The sequence below is a fragment of the Pirellulales bacterium genome (genome assembly GCA_019636335.1).
Classification (GTDB): Bacteria; Planctomycetota; Planctomycetia; order Pirellulales; family JAEUIK01; genus JAHBXR01.
Map to the genome: position 1 here is coordinate 48,354 of JAHBXR010000019.1, position 19,471 is coordinate 67,824.

General features: G+C 63.2%; 15 protein-coding genes. 5 read left to right on the forward strand and 10 right to left on the reverse strand.

The annotated features are described in order from the left end of the window. Positions 1-29: 29 nt before the first annotated feature. Entirely contained in the window at positions 30-1,040 is a 1,011-nt protein-coding gene (locus KF708_17695; GenBank protein ID MBX3414525.1) for an SMP-30/gluconolactonase/LRE family protein, read from the reverse strand. Positions 1,041-1,175: 135 nt separating this feature from the next. Next, positions 1,176-2,270, reverse strand: coding sequence for a hypothetical protein (locus KF708_17700; GenBank protein MBX3414526.1), 1,095 nt, complete (start codon positions 2,268-2,270; stop codon positions 1,176-1,178). A gap of 536 nt (positions 2,271-2,806) precedes the next feature. Here KF708_17700 and KF708_17705 point away from each other — a divergent pair. The 3 genes from KF708_17705 (at position 2,807) to KF708_17715 (ending at position 6,627) form a co-directional block, all read left to right on the forward strand. Beyond that, positions 2,807-3,913, forward strand: coding sequence for a PEP-CTERM sorting domain-containing protein (locus KF708_17705; protein MBX3414527.1), 1,107 nt, complete (start codon positions 2,807-2,809; stop codon positions 3,911-3,913). Between the two features lie 134 nt (positions 3,914-4,047). Continuing rightward, positions 4,048-5,043: a DUF1559 domain-containing protein gene (locus KF708_17710; GenBank protein MBX3414528.1), complete on the forward strand. Its 996-nt coding sequence runs from the start codon at positions 4,048-4,050 to the stop codon at positions 5,041-5,043. Between the two features lie 147 nt (positions 5,044-5,190). Further along, complete coding sequence (locus tag KF708_17715) at positions 5,191-6,627, forward strand: HlyC/CorC family transporter (protein MBX3414529.1); 1,437 nt, start codon at positions 5,191-5,193, stop codon at positions 6,625-6,627. 22 nt (positions 6,628-6,649) lie between these two features. Here KF708_17715 and KF708_17720 read toward each other — a convergent pair whose 3' ends face one another. The 4 genes from KF708_17720 to KF708_17735 form a co-directional block, all read right to left on the reverse strand. Beyond that, positions 6,650-7,813, reverse strand: a complete 1,164-nt coding sequence (locus tag KF708_17720; protein MBX3414530.1) for an ABC transporter permease — start codon at positions 7,811-7,813, stop codon at positions 6,650-6,652. Between the two features lie 33 nt (positions 7,814-7,846). After that, on the reverse strand, positions 7,847-9,010 hold the full coding sequence (locus KF708_17725) for an FtsX-like permease family protein (protein MBX3414531.1): 1,164 nt from the start codon (positions 9,008-9,010) through the stop codon (positions 7,847-7,849). Beyond that, positions 9,007-9,726, reverse strand: a complete 720-nt coding sequence (locus KF708_17730; protein ID MBX3414532.1) for an ABC transporter ATP-binding protein — start codon at positions 9,724-9,726, stop codon at positions 9,007-9,009. The genes KF708_17725 and KF708_17730 overlap by 4 nt, the downstream gene beginning before the upstream one ends. A gap of 180 nt (positions 9,727-9,906) precedes the next feature. Next, positions 9,907-11,148, reverse strand: a complete 1,242-nt coding sequence (locus KF708_17735; GenBank protein ID MBX3414533.1) for an efflux RND transporter periplasmic adaptor subunit — start codon at positions 11,146-11,148, stop codon at positions 9,907-9,909. A 235-nt stretch (positions 11,149-11,383) separates the two neighbouring features. On the opposite strand from KF708_17735, the gene KF708_17740 reads away from it, so the two are divergent. After that, positions 11,384-13,162: a carbon starvation protein A gene (locus KF708_17740; GenBank protein ID MBX3414534.1), complete on the forward strand. Its 1,779-nt coding sequence runs from the start codon at positions 11,384-11,386 to the stop codon at positions 13,160-13,162. A gap of 300 nt (positions 13,163-13,462) precedes the next feature. Then, positions 13,463-14,914, forward strand: coding sequence for a sigma-54-dependent Fis family transcriptional regulator (locus tag KF708_17745; protein ID MBX3414535.1), 1,452 nt, complete (start codon positions 13,463-13,465; stop codon positions 14,912-14,914). A gap of 51 nt (positions 14,915-14,965) precedes the next feature. On the opposite strand, the gene KF708_17750 is transcribed toward KF708_17745, so the two are convergent. The 4 genes from KF708_17750 to KF708_17765 form a co-directional block, all read right to left on the reverse strand. After that, complete coding sequence (locus KF708_17750) at positions 14,966-16,531, reverse strand: DUF1559 domain-containing protein (protein ID MBX3414536.1); 1,566 nt, start codon at positions 16,529-16,531, stop codon at positions 14,966-14,968. 42 nt (positions 16,532-16,573) lie between these two features. Continuing rightward, positions 16,574-18,001 carry a hypothetical protein gene (locus KF708_17755; protein MBX3414537.1) on the reverse strand — a complete coding sequence of 476 codons (1,428 nt, stop codon included), beginning with the start codon at positions 17,999-18,001 and terminating at the stop codon, positions 16,574-16,576. A gap of 86 nt (positions 18,002-18,087) precedes the next feature. Beyond that, positions 18,088-18,726 carry a hypothetical protein gene (locus KF708_17760; GenBank protein MBX3414538.1) on the reverse strand — a complete coding sequence of 213 codons (639 nt, stop codon included), beginning with the start codon at positions 18,724-18,726 and terminating at the stop codon, positions 18,088-18,090. Further along, positions 18,693-19,199: an RNA polymerase sigma factor gene (locus KF708_17765; GenBank protein ID MBX3414539.1), complete on the reverse strand. Its 507-nt coding sequence runs from the start codon at positions 19,197-19,199 to the stop codon at positions 18,693-18,695. Before KF708_17765 ends, KF708_17760 begins: the two co-directional genes overlap by 34 nt. Positions 19,200-19,471 lie beyond the last annotated feature (272 nt).

Consider the following 19,471-nt stretch of genomic DNA (forward strand, 5'->3'; position numbering starts at 1 on the left):
CTACAAGATTCAGCAGTGCCGCATCTGCGTTACTTTGCGCTCGTCGGAAACAGGTGATAGCCCGGCTTTTCGAGCGTGATGCGGTAGAGCCCGTATTTCGCCGTGTCGTCGTCGGATTGCTTGGCGACGGGGGCGGTGACGTAGAGCACGCGCGTCTCCGTTCCGACGCCGAAGACGCAGTTCGTCGGACCGCCTGGAGTGGCGATAAAAGCCAGCGGCGTGCCCTGGGGATCGAAGACGTAAATGCCGGCCTCGGCTCCGTCTCCCGCCGTCGCGTAGAGGTTACCCTCGGCGTCGAGGGTCATGCCGTCGATACCGCGCCGATTCGGCCCGAAGTCGAACAGCACTTTCTTCTCGGCGAGCGTGCCATCCTGCTGCACGACGAACGACAGCAGGTGGTGATTCCCTTCGGGGCGGCCACTGTTGTCCGCCACGTAGACGTGCTTGCCATCGGGGGAGACGAGAATACCGTTCGGCTGCTCGACGTCGCGCGTGGCGATCCTCACGGCGCCGTCCGGTTCGATGAGAAACACCGCCTGGAAATCGAGCTCGCGCGGTTCGTCGCCCACGTAGCGCGGGTCGGTGAAATAGACGCGGTCATGCTCGTCGACGGCCAGATCGTTCGGGCTGTTGAAGCGTTTGCCATCGTAGCGCTCGGCGAGCGTGCGCACGTTCCCTTTCGTGTCGGTGATCGAGATACGTCGCGTGCCCCCTGTGTTGGCTCCTTCGCAAGCGACGAGTCGTCCCTGGGTGTCGAAGAACAGACCGTTCGCCCGGCCGCTTGGTTCGCGAAATACGGTGGTCTTGTGCGAGCGCGGATCGTAACGCAGGATGCGATTGCCGATGTCCGAGAAGAGAATGGCGCCGTCCGCCGCGGCGGCGGGGCCTTCGGTGAACTCCCCTTCGCCCCACAGCAACTCGAGCTGCGCCCCCTGCGGCACAATCTTCTCCTGAGCGGTGGCACGAAAGTCCCCGGCGGTGGCGAGACCGCCGCAGGCAAGCCCGCACACCAGCATCAACGCGTAGAACAATTTGGCCATCGAATCGAAGCTCCCAACCGAATGAACTACCTCACGGGTACGCGACCCATCGTAAAGCGTGCGGCGCGCGATGCAAGCAGGCGATGAGCTTCTGCCGCGGCGAGGGAGAGATTTCGGGTGCTCTTTGGCGCCCGCTTAGCCTGGTCGACGGCCGCCCGAACGTAGTGCGGCCACGCAGATCTCCTGGCGGTTGTGCTGCAACTGCCGGGCACGGACTTCAAAGTCCCAGACCCTGATCCGCTCGAGATAGTCGGGCACCTCGTCCGCGAGCGACCATTCGAGCAGTTTCAGCGTGAGGAGCAGCCCGCGCACGTCGATTTCCGGATGCAGCACGATCGCCTCGATGGTGTCGAGCGTGTACTGCGGTGCGACGTTCATGTCGGCCAGCAACCAGCGCGTCTTGCGGAACTCGCGGCGGCGGACATCGGCGCCGCGCTTGCGAACGTGCGTGAAGTGTGGATGCTCGGCGACGCGTGGATCGATCTCGGCGGGATCGATTCCCAAGACGTGCAGCCCGCGCGCGAGCAGCGCTTGCGATGCCCCCCCTGGCGCTGCGCCGATCTCGGCGCAGCGTTCGCCCGCCTTCAAGGGGAGACCGGACCAGAGCAAGCCTTCTTCGAGCTTGAGATAGGCCCGCGAGACGGCGTCCGCCGGTAGCTCGAGGGGGGAGAAGCCGCCTGGCCAGGTGGTTTCGATGCCCTGCACGCGATGAAAGCCGATCCACCAGACCCCCTCGTCGACGAGCACGACGTCGAGCACGCGATCGCCGGCGCTCAACTCGCGGTTGGGCCGAAACGTGGCAGGCGCCCCCTGCAGGATGGTTTGCACCGCGGCCTGCGAGGCATCGCTTAGACCGGGCGTATAGCCGCGCGATCCGGCGGCAAACCGGTCGCGGGGCCAGACGTGTACGGCGGCAACGTCACGCGAGGCGAGTAGTTGCCAGGCCTGGGCGGCACGCTCGTCGTCCGTATCGCCCGTGGCCTTGCCGAGCGAAAAGCCCCACGCCCGGGCAAAGACCGAGCCGAGTGCGAAGTCTTCGTTGAGCCGATGGCCGGCCGGCAGCTTGAACGTGAGAAACCCGGGCCTGGAATAGGCGAAGCGAAAGTCGGGCCACAGCCGGGCCAGTTCCCCTTTGACGGCTGCCTCGGCCCCCACCTGGCAGGTGACGAAGAGGAAATCCGCTTCGGCGAGAGGGGCAACACTGCTTGTACTTTTTGAGGGCCGAGCCATGGGGCGATTATGGCGAGCCATCGTAGCGCAGGATAGCGTGCTAAAGGTAAGCCGCGAATGCCTTTTCGCTTGATCCGAATCTCTGGCACGGTTCGGTCGAGCGGCTAGAATTCGCGAAGGTAAAGTTTGCATTTCATTCTGACAAACGTTAGAGTGTCGTGGGTTGGCGGCGAACCCTAGCGGGGCCGCCCCTTATTTTGCGATCCAACAAGCACGAACGTTAACTGGGAGGAACGCTACTGGCGCCAAACGCGATGCCTTCAACCAAAGGCATCACATGGTGACGGATTTGCGTTCCCGGGCATTGGATCGTAGCGACCGCTTGCTGCGGCGCTCGAGCTGAGTGATCTCGGCTCTTTCTCCAGTTCTCAGACGCGCGTCGAATCCGCACGTTTGTCTCGACGTCACCGTTCCGTCTCGCATTTCGCATTGCAGGCGATCTCTCCAGGCCCTTGCATGCGAGCAGGACCCGATTTGACGGGCATGGACGTCTCCCACCTTACAATCTCGCACAAACACCTTCCTTTGGTGCCACGATGAAACAACACCACGTCCTTTCACGATTCGTAAATTTCTTTGCCCCCCTGATCGTGCTCGCCGTCGTACTGAACCAGGTCATGCCGGCTCAAGCCGATCTACTCGTGACGAGCCGCGAGAGCAATAGCGTCGTGCGCTTCACCGACTCCGGCCAGTTCATTGGAGTTCTCATTCAGGGCGATCCCACCAATGCGGCGAACAATACCGCTATGAATGGCGGACTGGTCGGGCCGATCGGGATTGCGACCAAGCCGGGGGACGACGATCACCTCTATGTGGTCAGTTCCGGAATTACGCAGACGGGCTTTTCGACCGGTGTGAGCAGCGTTTTGCAATACGATCTGAAGACGGGGGCCTTCGTCGGGTCCTATGCCACCGACGATCTCAACAATTCGTCCGATCTGGTCTTCGATGCGAGTGGCAATGCACTGGTCTCGAACTTTTCGAATCTGTTCGATGCCTTCCACGACAATGTCGTGAAGTTCGAGGCCGATGGCACGCCGACGGGCACCTTTGCTCAGTTGCCATTTCCGATGGGGGCCGTCGCCATCGCTCTTGGTCCCAGCAACGATCTGTTCGTCTCCACGTTTTTCGGTAACCAGATCTACCGGTACAACGCCACGACAGGTGCCCAGATCGGTACTGAGCCTTGGGTGGCACAGGTCTTGGATGGCGCCTGGGGAGCAGGTCTGCTCTATCACGATGGTTACCTGTACGCCTCGAATGCTTCGCAAGCACCTCCCGCCTCGGCCAGCCATGTGATCATGCGATACGACATTACCGATCCCAGCTTGTCGACGGCCTTCATCACGGATGTCGGCGGTGTCCACCTGGCATTCCCAGGCGATATGGCCATCGCCCCGAACGGCAATTTGCTCGTGGCGAGCTTGGGCAACGACTTCAGCGACCCGACTCAGGCCGGACAGATTCTCGAGTACGACATCGACACGGGCGCTTTCGTCGGTATCTATGCTCAAGGCTTTTTGAACGGTCCGGCCGCGATGACCTTTGCGGCGGTGCCGGAACCTTCCTCGGTGGCTCTGGCCCTCATGGGTACCGCTCTGACGGGGGTGGGCGTCTGGCGTCGCCGCCGTCGCTCGGCTTAGAATTGTGTCTTGGACGGCGGTACGGGTACGGCTCCCTGGCTGTACCCGTACCGTTGCAGACATACTGCCGGCCGATCGAAACCGACGACGCCGGCCCCTACTGGTTGGCAGAACCGCACCTCTTGGATTTAGCGATGCGGCGTGCGTTCACTCTGGTCGAATTGCTGGTGGTCGTTGCGATCATCGGCATTCTGATCGCGTTGCTCCTGCCTGCGGTCCAGGCGGCGCGCGAGAGCGGACGCCGTTCGCAGTGTCTGAATAACCTGCGGCAACTGACGATCGCGCTGCACAACTTCGAGCAGGACTGGGGGCACTTTCCCGTCGGGGCCGAGGCCAAGCCTTACCCGGCCAAGCCGGCTCATCCCCACACGTTCTACCGCTGGTCGTCGCTCGCACACCTGACGCCCTACCTCGAACAGACAGCGGCCTACAACTCCCTTGATCTGTCCGTGCCGCTGTACGACACCAACTACAAGGTGACCACGCAGAACGAGCGAGGCGTGGCACTCGATGTGCCGCTGTTTCTCTGCCCCAGCGATCTGCGCACGCCGGTGGCGGCCGGGTTTGGGGCGACCAACTACGCCGCCTGTGCCGGGTCGGGGGCGGGGGGGGGCACGTCGCACGACACCGACGGGGTCTTCTACGTCAATTCTCGCACCCGCTTTCGCGACATCGGCGACGGAACCAGCCATACAGTGGCTTTCTCCGAGAGTTTGCTCGGTACTGGTCCCGAGGGGACCAGCCGGCGCGATCTCATCGACTTGGAAACCGATTATGCTTTCGTGTTCACGGCTCCCTTGACCGAGGCGGCCTGCGCCAACCCGTTTCAGTGGAACGTCTCGAATCGCAAAGGGTTCGCTTGGGCGAACGGCGAATACCGCTGCGCCCTGTACAACCACTACCGCACCCCCAACACACCGCAAATCGACTGTGTGGCCAATCAGGTGATCGGCGCGGCCGACAGACGATATTCGGTCTACGGCTGGCGGTCTGCCCGCAGCCGCCACCCTGGCGGTGTCAATGTGACCATGACCGATGGCTCGGCCCGCTTCGCGGCGGACAACATCGATCCGGCCATCTGGCAGGCCATTTCGACCCGCTCCGGTAAGGAATCGACGGGCGAATGGTAGGCTGCCGCAGTTTTCGTCCAGACCTAACGTCTCGCCCGGCGTTCGGTTAGACTTAGCCCCCAGGCATGGTGGCCCGTTGGCGGCGGTTGGCGTTGGTGCCGACCCCCGAGACGGGCAGATTCGGGCGGTGGAACTCAGACCAAGGAAATGTTCAGCGCGATACCTGCGTACGTCTGGGAGACACTGGCGATCCTGGTGCTCATCCTGGCGAACGGATTCTTCGCTGGTTCTGAGATCGCCATCATTGCCGCCCAGCGCGGCCGGCTCAAAGAGCAAGCGGAAGCCGGTGACCGCCGCTCGCGCCTGGCACTCGATCTGGCCCAGGATCCCAATCGGTTTCTCCCCACGGTGCAGATCGGCATTACGCTGATCGGCACCCTCGCGGCCGCCTTCAGCGGTGCGACGTTGGGGGACCACCTGGCCGATTGGTTCATGACGTCTCGCCTGGCGTTCGTGGCCCAGCATCCGCAGGCCTTTGCGCTGGGCGCCGTCACGGTGCTCATCACGTTCTTCTCAGTGTTGCTGGGCGAGTTGGTCCCCAAGCGGTTCGCCCTGCTCCACTCGACCAGCCTTGCTCGGCAGGCCGCGGTCCCCATGAACTTGCTGGCGACCTTAGGGCGCCCTATTGTCTGGCTCATGGGGCGCGCCACCGATCTCGTGCTGCGCGTCTTGGGAAGCCGCGAGGATACGGGGCCGCAGGTCTCGATCGACGACATCGCCCACATGATTCGCTCGGGCACGGAGAGCGGGCTGCTCGAACCGACCGAGGAACGACTGGCCATCGAGGCCCTGCATCTGGGCGAACGCTCTGCCCGCGACATCATGCGACCGCGGCTCGATATCGATGCCCTCGACGTGCATACCCCCGCCGAAGAAGTGCTGGGAGCGATGGCCATGGCGGGCTTTTCGCGTCTGCCGGTCTACGAGGGAGACCTCGATCACATTGTCGGCTTCGTCCACATGAAGGACGTGTTGCGCTGCACTTACTTGCAGATGCGGATCGATCTGCGCCGGTTGGTCAATCCAGTGCTCTTCGTGCCCGAGACGTTGCCCTTGGATCGCATGCTCGTCATGTTCCAGGAGCAGAAGAGCCAGTTGGCGATCGTGCTCGACGAGTTCGGCGGCACCGAGGGCATGGTAACGCTCGAAAATCTGCTGGAAGAGCTCGTCGGCGAGATTCGCGAGGAGCACGGCGACGACGACATCCACGATCAGATCGTCGAGCGCGAGGATGGTTCCTGGCTCGTCGACGGCGGGGCCAATGTCGACGACGTGCTCGAGATCCTGAAGATCAAGCCAGCCGAGACTTCGAAGACACGCGGCTACACGACCATGGCGGGCCTGGTCCTGGCCGAGCTCGAACGGATTCCCAATGTGGGCGAAAGCGTCGAGTGGGAGGGGTTGCGCATCGAGGTGATCGACCTCGACGGCAAACGCATCGACCGGCTTTTGGTGCATCGCATCACGCCGCCGGCCACAGAAGAGGCGCCCAAATCGCCCCAGCCCGGGAACGCGGGCGATGAGGCTCCCGTGCGAGAAGATCTAGCGACCGAAGAAGAGGGCAGCGGCCCCACCGCGGTGTGAGTGGTATGGATTGGGCGCGGCCTTAGATTTCTCGCAGGGCGCTGACGATCGGAATGCGCACCGCGCGGATGGCCGGCGCCATGCCACCGACGACGCCCATCAACATGGCCAGCAAGGCCCCCTGCAGCAAAACGTCGGGGCCGAAGCGGAACGAGAACGTAATCTCGCTGAACGTGTCCCAGTTGGCGGTGCCCGTCGACAGGCCATTGAAGGGGAGCGTGCCCAGGCAGCCCAGTAGTCCTCCTGCCAGGCACAGCAAGATCGATTCGAGCAGGAAGCAGCCGACGATCGTCCGCCGGGCAAAGCCGAGTGCCCGCAGCGTGCCGATCTCTCGCGCTCGCGACGCGACGGCGCCGTACATGGTGTTGGCCACGGCGAACATCGCACCGATCGTCAGAAAGACCGAGATCACGCGTCCCACGATCTTGATGGCGATGCCGGCGCTCGATTGCTCGGCGAAGTACTGGCGCTCGGAAATGGCCTTCAAGGCGAACTGCTCGTCATTCTCGAGCAGATCGACCAGGGCGGTCATGTTCTCTTCGCTCGTGGTGCGCAATTGCACCGACGAGAAGCCCCCTTCGCGCTTGCTCGTCTGCGAGAGGACCTCGACGTCGGTCCAGACCTCGGATTCCGCCGCGCCACCGCCGGCCTCGAACAAGCCGACGATCTTGAATTTTTGCCCGAACAGGTCGAGTTCCTCGCCCAGGCCGGCTCCTTCGAAACGCTGGGCCATCGAGCGACTGGTGATGGCCTCGCGAACGCCCGGCTTCATGTCGCGCCCTTCGACCAGCTTGAACTCCGAGCGGAGTTTGCGGGCAATCGGCGTGACGCCGCGGATGATGACGTTGGCGTTGCCTCCGTCGCCGCGGCGGGCGGTATTGTCGATGACGACGAGCTCGGGGGAGACGAGCGTCTTGCCTTCGTCGTCGGTGGCCAGGTTCGAGAGGGCCGTCACGCGGCGCGCGGTGGCCTCATCGACCGAACTGCCGGTTTCGGCCGTGGCCCCCTTGCGCAGTAGGATCATATCGAGCGGCTCGCCCGATACGTTCAGCGTGTATTCGAGTCCGGCGGCCAGTCCGAAGGCCAGGACCGAAGCCCACACCACGAGTGCGGTGCCGATGATGGTCATCAGCGAAGCGACCCAGCGGGCACGCAGGCTGCGAAGGTTGTATTTGACGGGAATCATGCGGTGGCTTGTGGGTTTCTGCGTTGCGCGGCGTCAGACGACTTTCCGCAGGCCATCGACGACCGAAAGTTGCGCCGCGCGCCAGGCCGGCACCATGCCGCTCACGAGCCCGATCGCGGCCGAGACGACGAGCAGGAAGATGGTCGTGCTCCAGGGAATGTAAAACACCGGCATGATCGGCAGCAAGGTCGAGGTGACGGACTCGATGCCGAAGAGCACCTTTGCCCCCAGCACGCCGAGCACCCCCCCGAGAAAGGCGATCGTCACCGCTTCGCTCAACACGAGCGACATGACCAACTGCCGGCTGAAACCAATCGCCCGCAGCACGGCCACCTCGCGCGTGCGCTCGCGCAGCGACATGGCCATGGCGTTGGCCGCGACGCAGACGAGCGAGAAGACGACGGCGAGCGCCGTGTTGCGAATGAACGCCTGCACGTTGCCCACCATCTCGGCGAACATCTGCTGAAAGGCCTGCTCGGTCATCGAACGCGTCGGAGCGTCGGAACTGGCAAAACGCTCATCGATGCGACGCATCACCTCGGGCAACACCTCGGCCGAATCGCCTTTGATCCAGATGGTTCCCGCGGCGCCGGCGTTCTGGCTGCGGCTTTGCTTGAGCAACTCGTCGAGATAGGTCCAGTGGAACCAGAGCATCTCGCGATCGCTCGAATCGGGACCGTCGTAGATCCCGGCCAGCGTCAGGTTCAGATCCACGGCGTAGATCGCGCCCTTGAGCGGAATTCGATCGCCGAGCTTCCAGCCTTTCTTTTCGGCGAGCCGCGAACCGACGACGCACGCCGCGCGATCTCCCTGCCAGGCGCGCAATTGATCGTCGGGCAGCGTCAACTCGTCGAAAACCTGCATGACGTACTGCGGATCGGTGGCGAACTGGGCAAAGGGGAGCTTGTCGTCCTTGTAGACGCCGCCGAACCAGGCCAGCGGAATGACCGCTTTCACCCCGGGCAACGAACGTACCTTGTCGACGTGCGAGATGGGCAAGTTGAACGTCAGCCCATTGGCATGCACGACGCCGATCCGATGGTAGTTGACGCTCTTCGCCCCTAGCTCGTCTTGCACTTCGATGTAAGCGTAGAGCAGCGCCAGCAGAAACAGGCTGACGGCGATCGACATGCAGGTGAACAGCGTGCGCAATTTGTTGCGCAGCACGTTGCGTAGCACGTAGGGCAGGAATTTCATCCTGTCACCTCCAGCGCGTCGGCATGCGTATGGACGAACTGCCCCTTTTCGAGCACCAGGATGCGATGAGCCCGCCGCGCGGCCCGCGGATCGTGCGTCACCATGATGATCGTCTTGCCGAACTCTTCGTTAAGTTGGCACAACAGGTTGAGAATGTCGTGCGCGGCCGTGGCGTCGAGATTTCCCGTCGGCTCGTCGGCGAGCAGCAACAAGGGATCGGTGGCGATGGCTCGAGCAATCGCCACCCGTTGCTCCTGGCCCCCCGAGAGCTGCCGCGGATAGTGGTCCATGCGCTCCGAGAGCCCGACGATGGAGAGGGCGGTTTTCACTTGCTCGGCTCGCTGCCGGCGGCTGAGATGCGTGAGTAGCAGCGGCAGTTCGACGTTCTCGGCCGCCGTCAGCACCGGCATGAGGTTGTAAAGCTGGAAGATGAAGCCCAGCGTTTCCGAACGCCAACGCGTGAGCTTGCTTTCAGAGAGGGAGCCGAGATCGACGTCATTCACGCGGACGGCGCCGGTCGTGGCGCGATCCAATCCCGAGACCAGATTGAGCAGCGTCGACTTGCCCGAGCCCGACGGTCCCATGATGGCGACGAACTCGCCGCGGGGGATGTCGAGATTGGTGTTGGCCAACACGGGGACGCGAAACTTGTCGCGGTAATAGTCCTTCGAAACGTCGCGCAGCTCGACGAGCGGGCGCAGGGCAGCGTCGGCCATGCGGCGTAGCTCCTTCCGCGGGCGGTGGGGTTTGTACGATGATTCGCCACCGGTGAGGTTCGGGATTCACCGGCAGTTGTCCGAGCCCGCCTGTTCCCAGGGCCCGAAGCCGCCTTCCTCTGCGTCGCAAGCTTTATAGTACCGCTTGCCGCGGAGGACCAGAGGGAGAAAGAATCCCCACTATCGGGGACTTTCGACGCGTACGTTCTCAGCCAGTTCCGGGGGCGGATTGGCAATTACGGTCTCGCCCCCACGCAGGCCGCTGAGCACCATCAGCAGACCATCGCGCGCGGGCCCCTCGACCTCGACCGCCACGCGCTTGGCACGACCATCGATCACGCGCCAGACATAGCTCTTGCCGGTGTCCTGGACGATGGCATTTTCAGGCACGAACGGGGCTCGGGCCGGCTCCCCCGCCGCTGCCCGATCTTCGAAGGGCAAGAAGTGTACCGTGGCGCTGAGCTCGGGAAATAATCGATCGTTCGGGTCGATCACTTCGACCTTCACTTTGACGATGCCGCGTGTGCGATCGCCCATGGGAATGATTTCGCGCAGGCGACCGCGATAGCGACGATCGGGCACGGCGTCCACCGCGATCTCGGCCGGCTGGCCGCGCCGCAGGCTGCCGAGATAATCTTCCTTCACGTCGGTATCGACTTCGAGGTGCGACAGGTCGGCCAGCGTCGCCACCGAGCCGCGCCCCGAGGCGAGCCCCATGCCGCCGGGCATGATCGTCTCGCCCAACTCCGCCTCCTTCGAGATGATCGTGCCGGCGAAGGGAGCATAGACGCGCATGTTCTGAATCGACTCTTCCGCTTCGCGCACGCGTGCTTTCGCACTTTCGAGCGCCGCCGCCATGGCCGCCACGCGGGCGGTGGCGGTGTTGAACTCCGCTTCGGCGTTGTCGAGCGCCGCCTGCGTCCCCGCCTTGCGCGTAAAGTTCTGCTTCTCGCGGGCGAAGTTGCGATCGGCCAGCACGAGCATGTTGTGGGCCTCGTTCAACTCGGCCTCGCGCTGCGTGACCTCAACCTTGCGCGAAGCGAGCGTCGCGTCGAGATCGCTATGCTCGAGCTCGGCTAGCAGGTCGCCGGCCTCGACCGTGTCCCCTTCTTCGACCAGCATCTTGGCGATGCGACCGGGTGCTTTGGCGCCGACGGCGGCTTGCTTGCGCGATTCGAGATAACCGGTGGCCGTCAACACACGGCTGGCCTGCCCCAAAGTCATCACCCGCACCGTGTCGGTTTTCACCACGATTCGGCGCTCGAAAGAGTCGCCGAGCATCCACCAGGCCACACCGCCGCCGGCTGCCGCCAGGGCCAGGACGACGAGGACGAACGCCAACCAGGTGCCGCGCGAACTGCTCTTGCGCGAGCGGTCGATGCGCAGTGCCGAAAGCTCGGGACGCGTGCTCGTGGAAGCCACGGGGATGAAGACCCGTCAGAAGGGATATGGATGCAACATCCAGATTGTATCAGACCGGCGCCCGAGTTTCCAAAGAGACCTTTCGCAAGAAGGCGGCCTGGGGAGGTTGGAATCGTGTCGAAAACGTGGGGCTGGTATAGTTGTAGGAGATCATCCGCCCGCGCAACCTGGTCCGTACCCAGGGATGGCTGCCAGGTACTCTGCCGCGACCACCACTCCGCCTCTGAGACGTTCGATGAACCTGCTCGTCATTGTGCTTCCCTCGGCCATCCTGCTCACGATTGCCTACTGGACGTACGGCCCCCTGTTGTCACGGCTGTTGGGTTTGGATCGGAATCGGAAGACCCCGGCCGTCGAGCTACGCGACGACCTCGACTACGTGCCGATCTCGCCCCCCTTCCTGCTCAGCCAGCACTTCTCGGCGATTGCCGCCGCGGGGCCGATCGTGGGGCCGATCTTTGCCGGAGTCTGGTTCGGCTGGCTGCCAGCGCTCATCTGGATCCTCGTCGGCTCGATCCTGGTCGGCGGCGTACACGACATGACCTCGCTGGTAGCCTCGATTCGTCACAAGGCACGCTCGATCGCCGAAGTAGTGCGCGAGCACATGAGCCCGCGCTCCTACTTCTTGTTTCTCGCCTTCGTCTGGCTGGCGCTCGTCTACATCGTGGTGGCATTTACGGACATCACCTCTTCCTCGTTCCTCGGGCTGGTGCAACTCGAGAACGGCCAGCAAGTCTCCGGCGCCGGCATCGCGACGTCGTCTCTCTTGTACCTGCTGATTCCCATGGTGATGGGAGTCGTGCTGCGTTACACACGCATGTCGGTCGGCTGGGCCACGGTACTCTTTCTGCCGCTGGTGGGGCTGGCGATCTGGGTGGGGCAATACGCTCCCTTCGATCTGGGGGCGATCCTGGGCTTGCCCGACAAAACCACCGAGACCGGGTTCGGCGCCCAGACCGTTTGGAATGTGCTGCTGTTGGTGTACTGCTTTATCGCTTCGATCGTGCCGGTGTGGCTGTTGCTGCAACCGCGCGGACACCTGGGAGGATACTTCCTCTTCGCCGCACTCGGCGGCGGTGCGATCGGCCTCGTCGTTGGTGGCGAGACGATTCAATACCCGGCCTTCACCGGTTGGTCGAATCCGCGCGGCGAACCGCTGTTTCCGGTCCTCTTCGTGACCATCGCTTGCGGCGCCTGCTCGGGCTTTCATTCGCTGATCGCCTCCGGCACGACGTCGAAACAATTGCGTCAGGAGACCGATGCCCGGCTCATCGGTTACGGCACGATGCTGATGGAGGCGATGGTGGCGATCGTGGCGCTGTGCTGCGTGATGATGTTGCCACTGAATGCCCCGGCGCTCAGCAATCCCGCGGCAGTGAAGCCGAACTACCTCTATGCCGAAGGGGTTGGCAAGTTCCTGAGCGCGGTGGGCATTCCGGCGGCGTTTGGGGTCTCCTTTGGTCTGATGGCCTTCACGACCTTCGTCTACGACACGCTCGACATCTGCACGCGATTGGGGCGTTACATCATCGAGGAGCTCACCGGCTGGCGAGGCCGCGCGGGACGCACCTTTGCCACGGCGTTGACGGCGGGCGTGCCCCTCTACCTGCTGCTGGCGGCCAAGCCCGTGGCCGACCGGCCGGCCTACATGGTCTTCTGGGAACTCTTCGGTTCGAGCAATCAGCTCCTGGCGGCGCTGACGCTGATCGGGGTGACCGTCTGGCTGTGGCGCACGCAGCGCGCCCGCTGGGTCTGGTTCGTCACTGGGGTGCCGACCGTGTGGATGTATGTCATGAGCACCTGGGCCCTGGGGCGAATCATCCATCGGGATCTCGTAGTCCCCCTCAACGAGACTGGCATCTGGCCGACGAATCCGGTGCCCTACGTGGCCCTGGTGCTGATCGGGCTGGCCGTCTTGATGCTCGTCGAAGCGGTGGTGGTCATCTTCCGGGCAAATCCGAATCGTCCGAGCCGTGGACTCGAACCCGCGGCCATGCCGGCCGCCGGGGGCTGATCCGTGCCCCAAGGTTTGGCGTTCGCCGCAAACGCCTCTCAGAGCGTATTTACCGCAAAAAAACGGTTCTGCGTAGTCGGCGGCAGATCTGTAAATCTCCCGAAAGAGTGTAAAAAAACATTGACACTTAGTTCGCGCCCGACCAAACTGGAGCCAGCGAGTTCGGCCTAAATTCGGTGTCCCCGGCATTTCAGGACTCGGTGGCGCGACCCCATCTGGGGCCCGGTTTAGAACCCACGCTCGCTCCCATTCTGTGTTGATTCCAACACGCGGGGTTGTCGTATCCAGAAGGAGCTAGCGATGCGGGGTCGTGGAGTGCTGGTGGTCGGTCCGGGGCCAGAGGTCCTGACCGGTGTCGAGTCGGTGCTGGAGGCCGACGGTGGTCTGCGCTGCCAATGGGCCAGCTACGAGACGGCCAAGCAAGAGCTGCAACGCGATCCACAGCGGACCGTCTTTCTCGACATGCGACCGGGCGCGAACTGGGATGCGCTCGGCGATCTGTTGCAACACTGCGAATTCTTGGAAGACCGCCCCGGCCGCCTGGTGGCCATGATCGACGGTGGTTTTCCCCGCGAATTGGCCCTGCTGGTCGATGCGCTCGTGACGGGCACGCTGGCCTTCCCGCTCGACGGCGCCCGCGTCAGCGAGGTGATGCGCCGCCTCGATCGCAACATGATGGTCGCGCGGACACCGCAGCCCACCCAGCCGCGGACGCTGCTCGGCAAGACGCAGCGCTTCGTGACCTATCATGAAGATCTCTTCGCCATGCTCGACGATCTCGAGTTGGCCGCGCACCACGACGTGACGCTGCTGCTCATCGGCGAGACGGGCACCGGCAAAACCTATCTGGCCCACCTGCTGCACGAGCTTTCGCCACGGGCCGAAGATCGTTTCCTCACGGTCCCCTGTGGCGCGCTACCTCCGGATCTGATCGAGAGCGAGCTCTTCGGCCACATGAAGGGAGCCTTTACCGGCGCCGAACGAAACAAGATCGGCAAGTTCGAGGCGGCCGAGAGTGGCACGCTGCTGCTCGACGAAATCGACGTGCTGGGACCAGAGCAACAAGCGAAGCTGCTCCGCGTGATCGAGACCGGCGAGTTCGAACCGGTCGGCTCGAACGAGACGCACATCTCGCACGCCCGGGCCATCGTGGCCTCGAACGTCGATCTCGAAATCCTGATGGAGAACGAGCGGTTCCGCCCCGACTTGTACTACCGTCTCAACGAGTTGAAGTTCTTCATTCCGCCGTTGCGAAAGCGCCCCAACGACATCGTCCCCTTGGCGCTCAACTTCGTCGAGAGCTTCTGCGAGAAGCACGATCTGAAGATCCACTCCGTCCATCCCGATTTCCTCGAGGTGCTGCGGACCTATCATTGGCCGGGCAATATTCGCGAGTTGAAGAACCAGATGGGGCGCGCCGTGCTCTTCTGCCGCACCGGCGAACTGACGACGAAGGATCTCTCGGCCACCGTGTTGCAGGCACAAAAGACGGTCCAGGCACGCCGCGAGGCCCCCATGGCCGCCTCGAACCTGACGGCCCAGGTGGCCACGACCGAGCAGGAAATCGTCGAGCAGACGCTCCGCGCGCACGACTTCAATCGCGCCGCGACGGCCCGGGCGCTCGGCATCAGCCGCGTCACGCTCTACAACAAGATGCGCAAGTACGGCATGATCGGCGCGGCGGGCGAAAACACCGTCCGCGGCAGCGCGACCCCGATTCGCGAGTCAGGTAATCTGGCCCGTCCGCGCTAGCGCAACAAAAAAGGACGGGCACTTTTCCGGTGCCCGTCCCTGGAGTAGCAGCTAGTTTCTCTCGATTACTTCTCCCCCCGCCGGCGAGAGCAGGGCCTTCCATTGCTCGGCCGTGGTCGCTTGGGGCAGGAAGCGTACCGAGCCGTCGGCGATCATGACGAGGGTCCCTTCGCCGTAGTGTTGGCCGAGCCCCTTCGTCGGATCCGCCGCGTCGACCTTTAGATCGTCGGGCGCGGTCCACGGTACGGCGTGTTCGTTGTCGACTTCGAGCGACAAGATCGTGTTCGACGTGCCGTCGGTGAAATCGCGGATGGCAAGTCCCTTGCCATCGGGAAACGCGGTCTGCTTACCCACGGGAAGCACCATGCAGGTCTTGCCCACGCCGGCCTGCACACCCGGCAGGCGAAAGATGTCCGGCATGCGCTCGAGGAGCTTCTTGTTGTGCTCGCTATCCCACGGCTCGTCGAGGTGGAACTCGCCGTAGAGTTGGCCTTGGTCGAGATAGGGCAGCAGGTGTACGCGCCAACTCAACAAGGGCTTGCCCTCGGTGTTGGTGCTGGCCACGTCGGGGAAGCGGCTCTTCCCGTTGGCGTCCTTCACCGCCGAGTGATAGTTGTGCATGGCAATCGCAACCTGCTTGAATTGATTCATCGCGGCGGCGCGATCGGCCTTGGTGGCCACGGACTTGACCGCGGGCGCGAGCGCGCTGGCAAGCTGGGCGCCATCGACCTGGAAATGTACCTGATCGCCGCGAGATTCCGGCTTCAAGGTAGCTGCCAAGGGAAGCAGCAGACCGGCTAGTCCTTCGGGCGATGCAACATCGACGTTGGCCATGGACTGTTGTAGGTCTTCTGCCAGACGTTTTGTCTCGGCGGCGGCTTCCGTCGATGCGGTTTGCAGCACGATGTGCAGCGACTTCTCTGGATCGATCCCCACAGCTCCCCATTCCACTCGCTGCAGGAATTCGCGCAACTTGGCTTCCCCGAAGGGAGCGGGGAGATCTGGAGTCACTTCGCGCAACACACGCCGCTGATCGGCCGAGGGGACGATGGCGAACGCGCTCGGTGCATCGGCGACCGCGGCGAATGCTTCTTCGAGCGAGACGCGCCCCAATTCCGCGGCCGGTGTCTCGCTTTCCAGCCTCGCGGCGGCCGCCGCGACTTGGCGCTTGGGACCGGCAATCAGCAAGCCGTCGACAACTTTGCGGTCCCACTTGTCGGTGAGTCTACTGTTCGCGGGAAAGGCCTTGAGCGCGGCCGCGGGGTTCGTGGAATCGCTCAAGGGGACTGCCCACAAGGCAGACAATTCCGTCGAGAGTGGCACCGAGTAGATGAGGTAAGCGATGGGGCCCGCCGCGTCGCGTATGCGTTCGGCGAGTTTGGCTGCTTGCTCGGCATCTTGCACGGTGGCTGCCAGGTCGGGCTGCGCTTCGACGACTTGCAGAATGGAAAGCGGTGAGGCGCTTTTCAGATCGAGTCGTGCCACGGCAATCGCTTGTTCGTCGAGCAATCGCTGAATCGATTCGTAAGAAGCGACGTCGTCGGCTCGGAGCATTGCCGGCAGGCAATACACGAGAAGCACGGCGCCGAGCGAGACGCGGGTCCTGTGGGCTCGCATGATGGTTTCCTTTCTTTTTGTGAAAAACCGCTGAGCAAAAAGCTATTTGCGCACCATGATCTCGTAGCGTTGATCAAGTATGGTGGCTTGGGCCGATTTCGCGCGGAGCGTCGCGGTCTGGCCTTTTAATTCGTAGATGAAAGGCTCGTTCGAGACGGGATCGAGCGGCACCGGAACTTCTCGGATCTCGTCAAGGCTTGCTGGCAATCCCCCGCCGTGCGAAGCGGCATACAGACGCAAGGCCTCGATGACGCGCAGAAACGCCACGCGCTGCTGCAATCGCACTTCTGCCCGACGCGCCGCTCCGACCGCGGGCAACAGCAGTGCCGCGAGATGCCCCGAGGGGTGTTTGCCGACATCCATGCTGCGTTCGTCCAGGTCGGCCAGTGCTCCAGCCGATTCCGCGAACGGTTGCGGGCCCCAGACAATCATCTCGTCGAGCATGTCGCGATATTCCTGCACCCAACGCAGCACGACGACCTGCGCCACGGGCATTCTTTCGACTTCGTCGGCGCTGCGTCCGCGCGCAATCAACTCACGCTTGGCTGAGGGATAAGTGGCCAGCATGGGCAATAGTTGTGACAACTCAGAGGTGCCGGGAAGCTTCACTCCCCCTGGCAACTCGACCGTCCCCTCGCTGAACGCCATCTCCAGAAAGCCACTGATTCGCTTCAGTAGTTCGCGGCTCTGCTCATCGGATAGGACCGAGTTCTCGATTAGATCGAGATACGGAATATCGGCGGTAATCCAGGAGTGCTCGCTTTCCAGACCAATCGAAATGTCGATCGGCGGATTCGGCAGTGCGGTCAAAGCCCAGTACAGATTGGGAGAATTCGGCGAGTCGATCCACTCCTCGACTTCATTGAGCGCGATCCCATCGCAGGCGATGCCGACAAGTGAGCTGATCAGCGTGCCCGATTCGCTGACCTGCTGGTTTAAACGTAGCAACGTGGTAAGAGTATGGGCCGCTTCATTAAAACGCCCTTCGGCGATTTCGATCTTGGCCTGCAAGGCCACCAAGCGTGCCAGGCTCCGCATGCCTTGAATCTCGGGTAGCAGCGTGGCGACGCCCCCTTCGCGCAGCGGTAGATCCCAGATGGCTTGCGAACGCGTGGCGCCCAAGGCCACTTCATTGAGCGGAGTTGACCAGAGCGAGAGTCCCAGTTTGGCCTGCTCCAGCGGAAACTCACGGATCGATTGATCGAGCCAGATACCGTCACTAGCCTGCCGAGCTGCCTCCAAGCGATCTTTGAAGGTCGCCTCGCTCGGCAGTCGCGGATCGAGTTGCTTTTCGATACTTTGGAATTCGATGTAAGCGCGATAGTACAACGCGGCGGCATTCCCCGGCCGGAGATCGCGCGTGATCGGGGTCAGCCGATAACGTATGGCCGGGACGGGCATGCCGGCCGGACTGATGGTCAGTTTCACCAGCCGGAGATTGTCGTCGGCGATGGCGCTACTGAATAACATCAGCGCGCAGATTGCGCACGCAAAGGCAGATCGCATAGAATCCTCGCAGATATGAAAGAGGGAGAGACGAGCGTCTAGCGGCAGGCTTAATTGAACGTCTCGAGCCAGTCCTGCCACTGCTGGCGATCATTCAATCGCCGGGGAATCGGTTGAGGGTCGGGAAGGCGAGGGTGGCCACTCGCCGATTCCTGGAGATCGGGCCTGGCTTCGGCCACGATCAGCGGTGTGCCCGGCTCGATCAAGCTGCGCGACGACGACGGACGCACACGCCATGCATCGCCACCTCGCAGGCCCGGGTTCGAGACCCGGAGCAGCCAGTATTCCTCCACCGAGCGAGTCGCCCTGGCCGTAGTTCGCTCGGCTGCGTCGCGTGTTACGGACATCGCAACGCTGTTGACCGGCGCATCAATGAACGGCGTTGGGCCATCGGTTTGTGCGGCGATCGTCGTGGCGTCGTCGGCCTGGCGCAGCGCGGCTGCCAGACGCATGGCCAACCCCAGCGACGTGCAAGCCAACAGCACCGCCGCGGCTGCCCAAACCCCCGCGGGCGAGATCCACCGCGACGGGCGCCCGCCCGGGGACGCGGCAAGCGGCGCCGTGGCCGACTGCACGCCCAGTTCGAACATCAACCGATCTCGGTCGATCCGGCTGGGCGCGGGAGCGAGCCCCGCCAGGATTCGTTCGAAGTTGCTCAGTTCTTGGGGCAGTCGCTCGTGGGAGGACATTCCACACCAAACCTTTCTCGCAACGTTTCGAGCGCCGCAAAGTAGCGGCGATGTGCGGCACTCGAAGAACAACCGACCAATTGACCGATCTCCGCAAAGCTCAATCCGCCCCACAGCCGCGCCACCACCACCTCGCGCTCGGCGAGTGGCAATTCGGACAGGGCCGCCGCCGCTTCCCGCGCATCGAGCGATTCGTTCGTACCAGCAACGAACCACTCCTGGCGAGCGCCGGCCGCCTCTTCATGGTGGCGGCGGCGCGACGCGCCACGCGCGGCGCTGATCGCCCCGTGTCGCACCACAATGTACAGCCATGCCACGGGGCGTTCGGGCAACGGGCGCTCCCGCGCCAGGCGCAGGATCGCCTCCTGCACGACATCTTCGGGCGAGTGGCACCATTGCCGCGCGTACAACTCGAGCGCCGCCGCATGCTGCGACAGTAATTGCTGCACGAGTTGAAGGGCCGCGTCGTCCATCGCCGCCTGGCAGGGCCTGCCATTCCCGGTTCCACAGACATGACGCCTGTCGAGAGTAATCCATCCCGCCAGCCGGGCAAAAAAGATCTGCCCGGACAACCGGGCGAAGGGAACGATCCCAGCGATTCTTCATCTGCCGAGTCGAAGAACAAATTCGGCAGCGGATGGGGCGGATGACGGAGAGCGGGCGTCACATGTCAGTCATGAACCAAACGGTCGTTGACTGATCCGGAGATGACTTGCGCCTGCTAGGTGGTCTTGTGCTGCCCTGC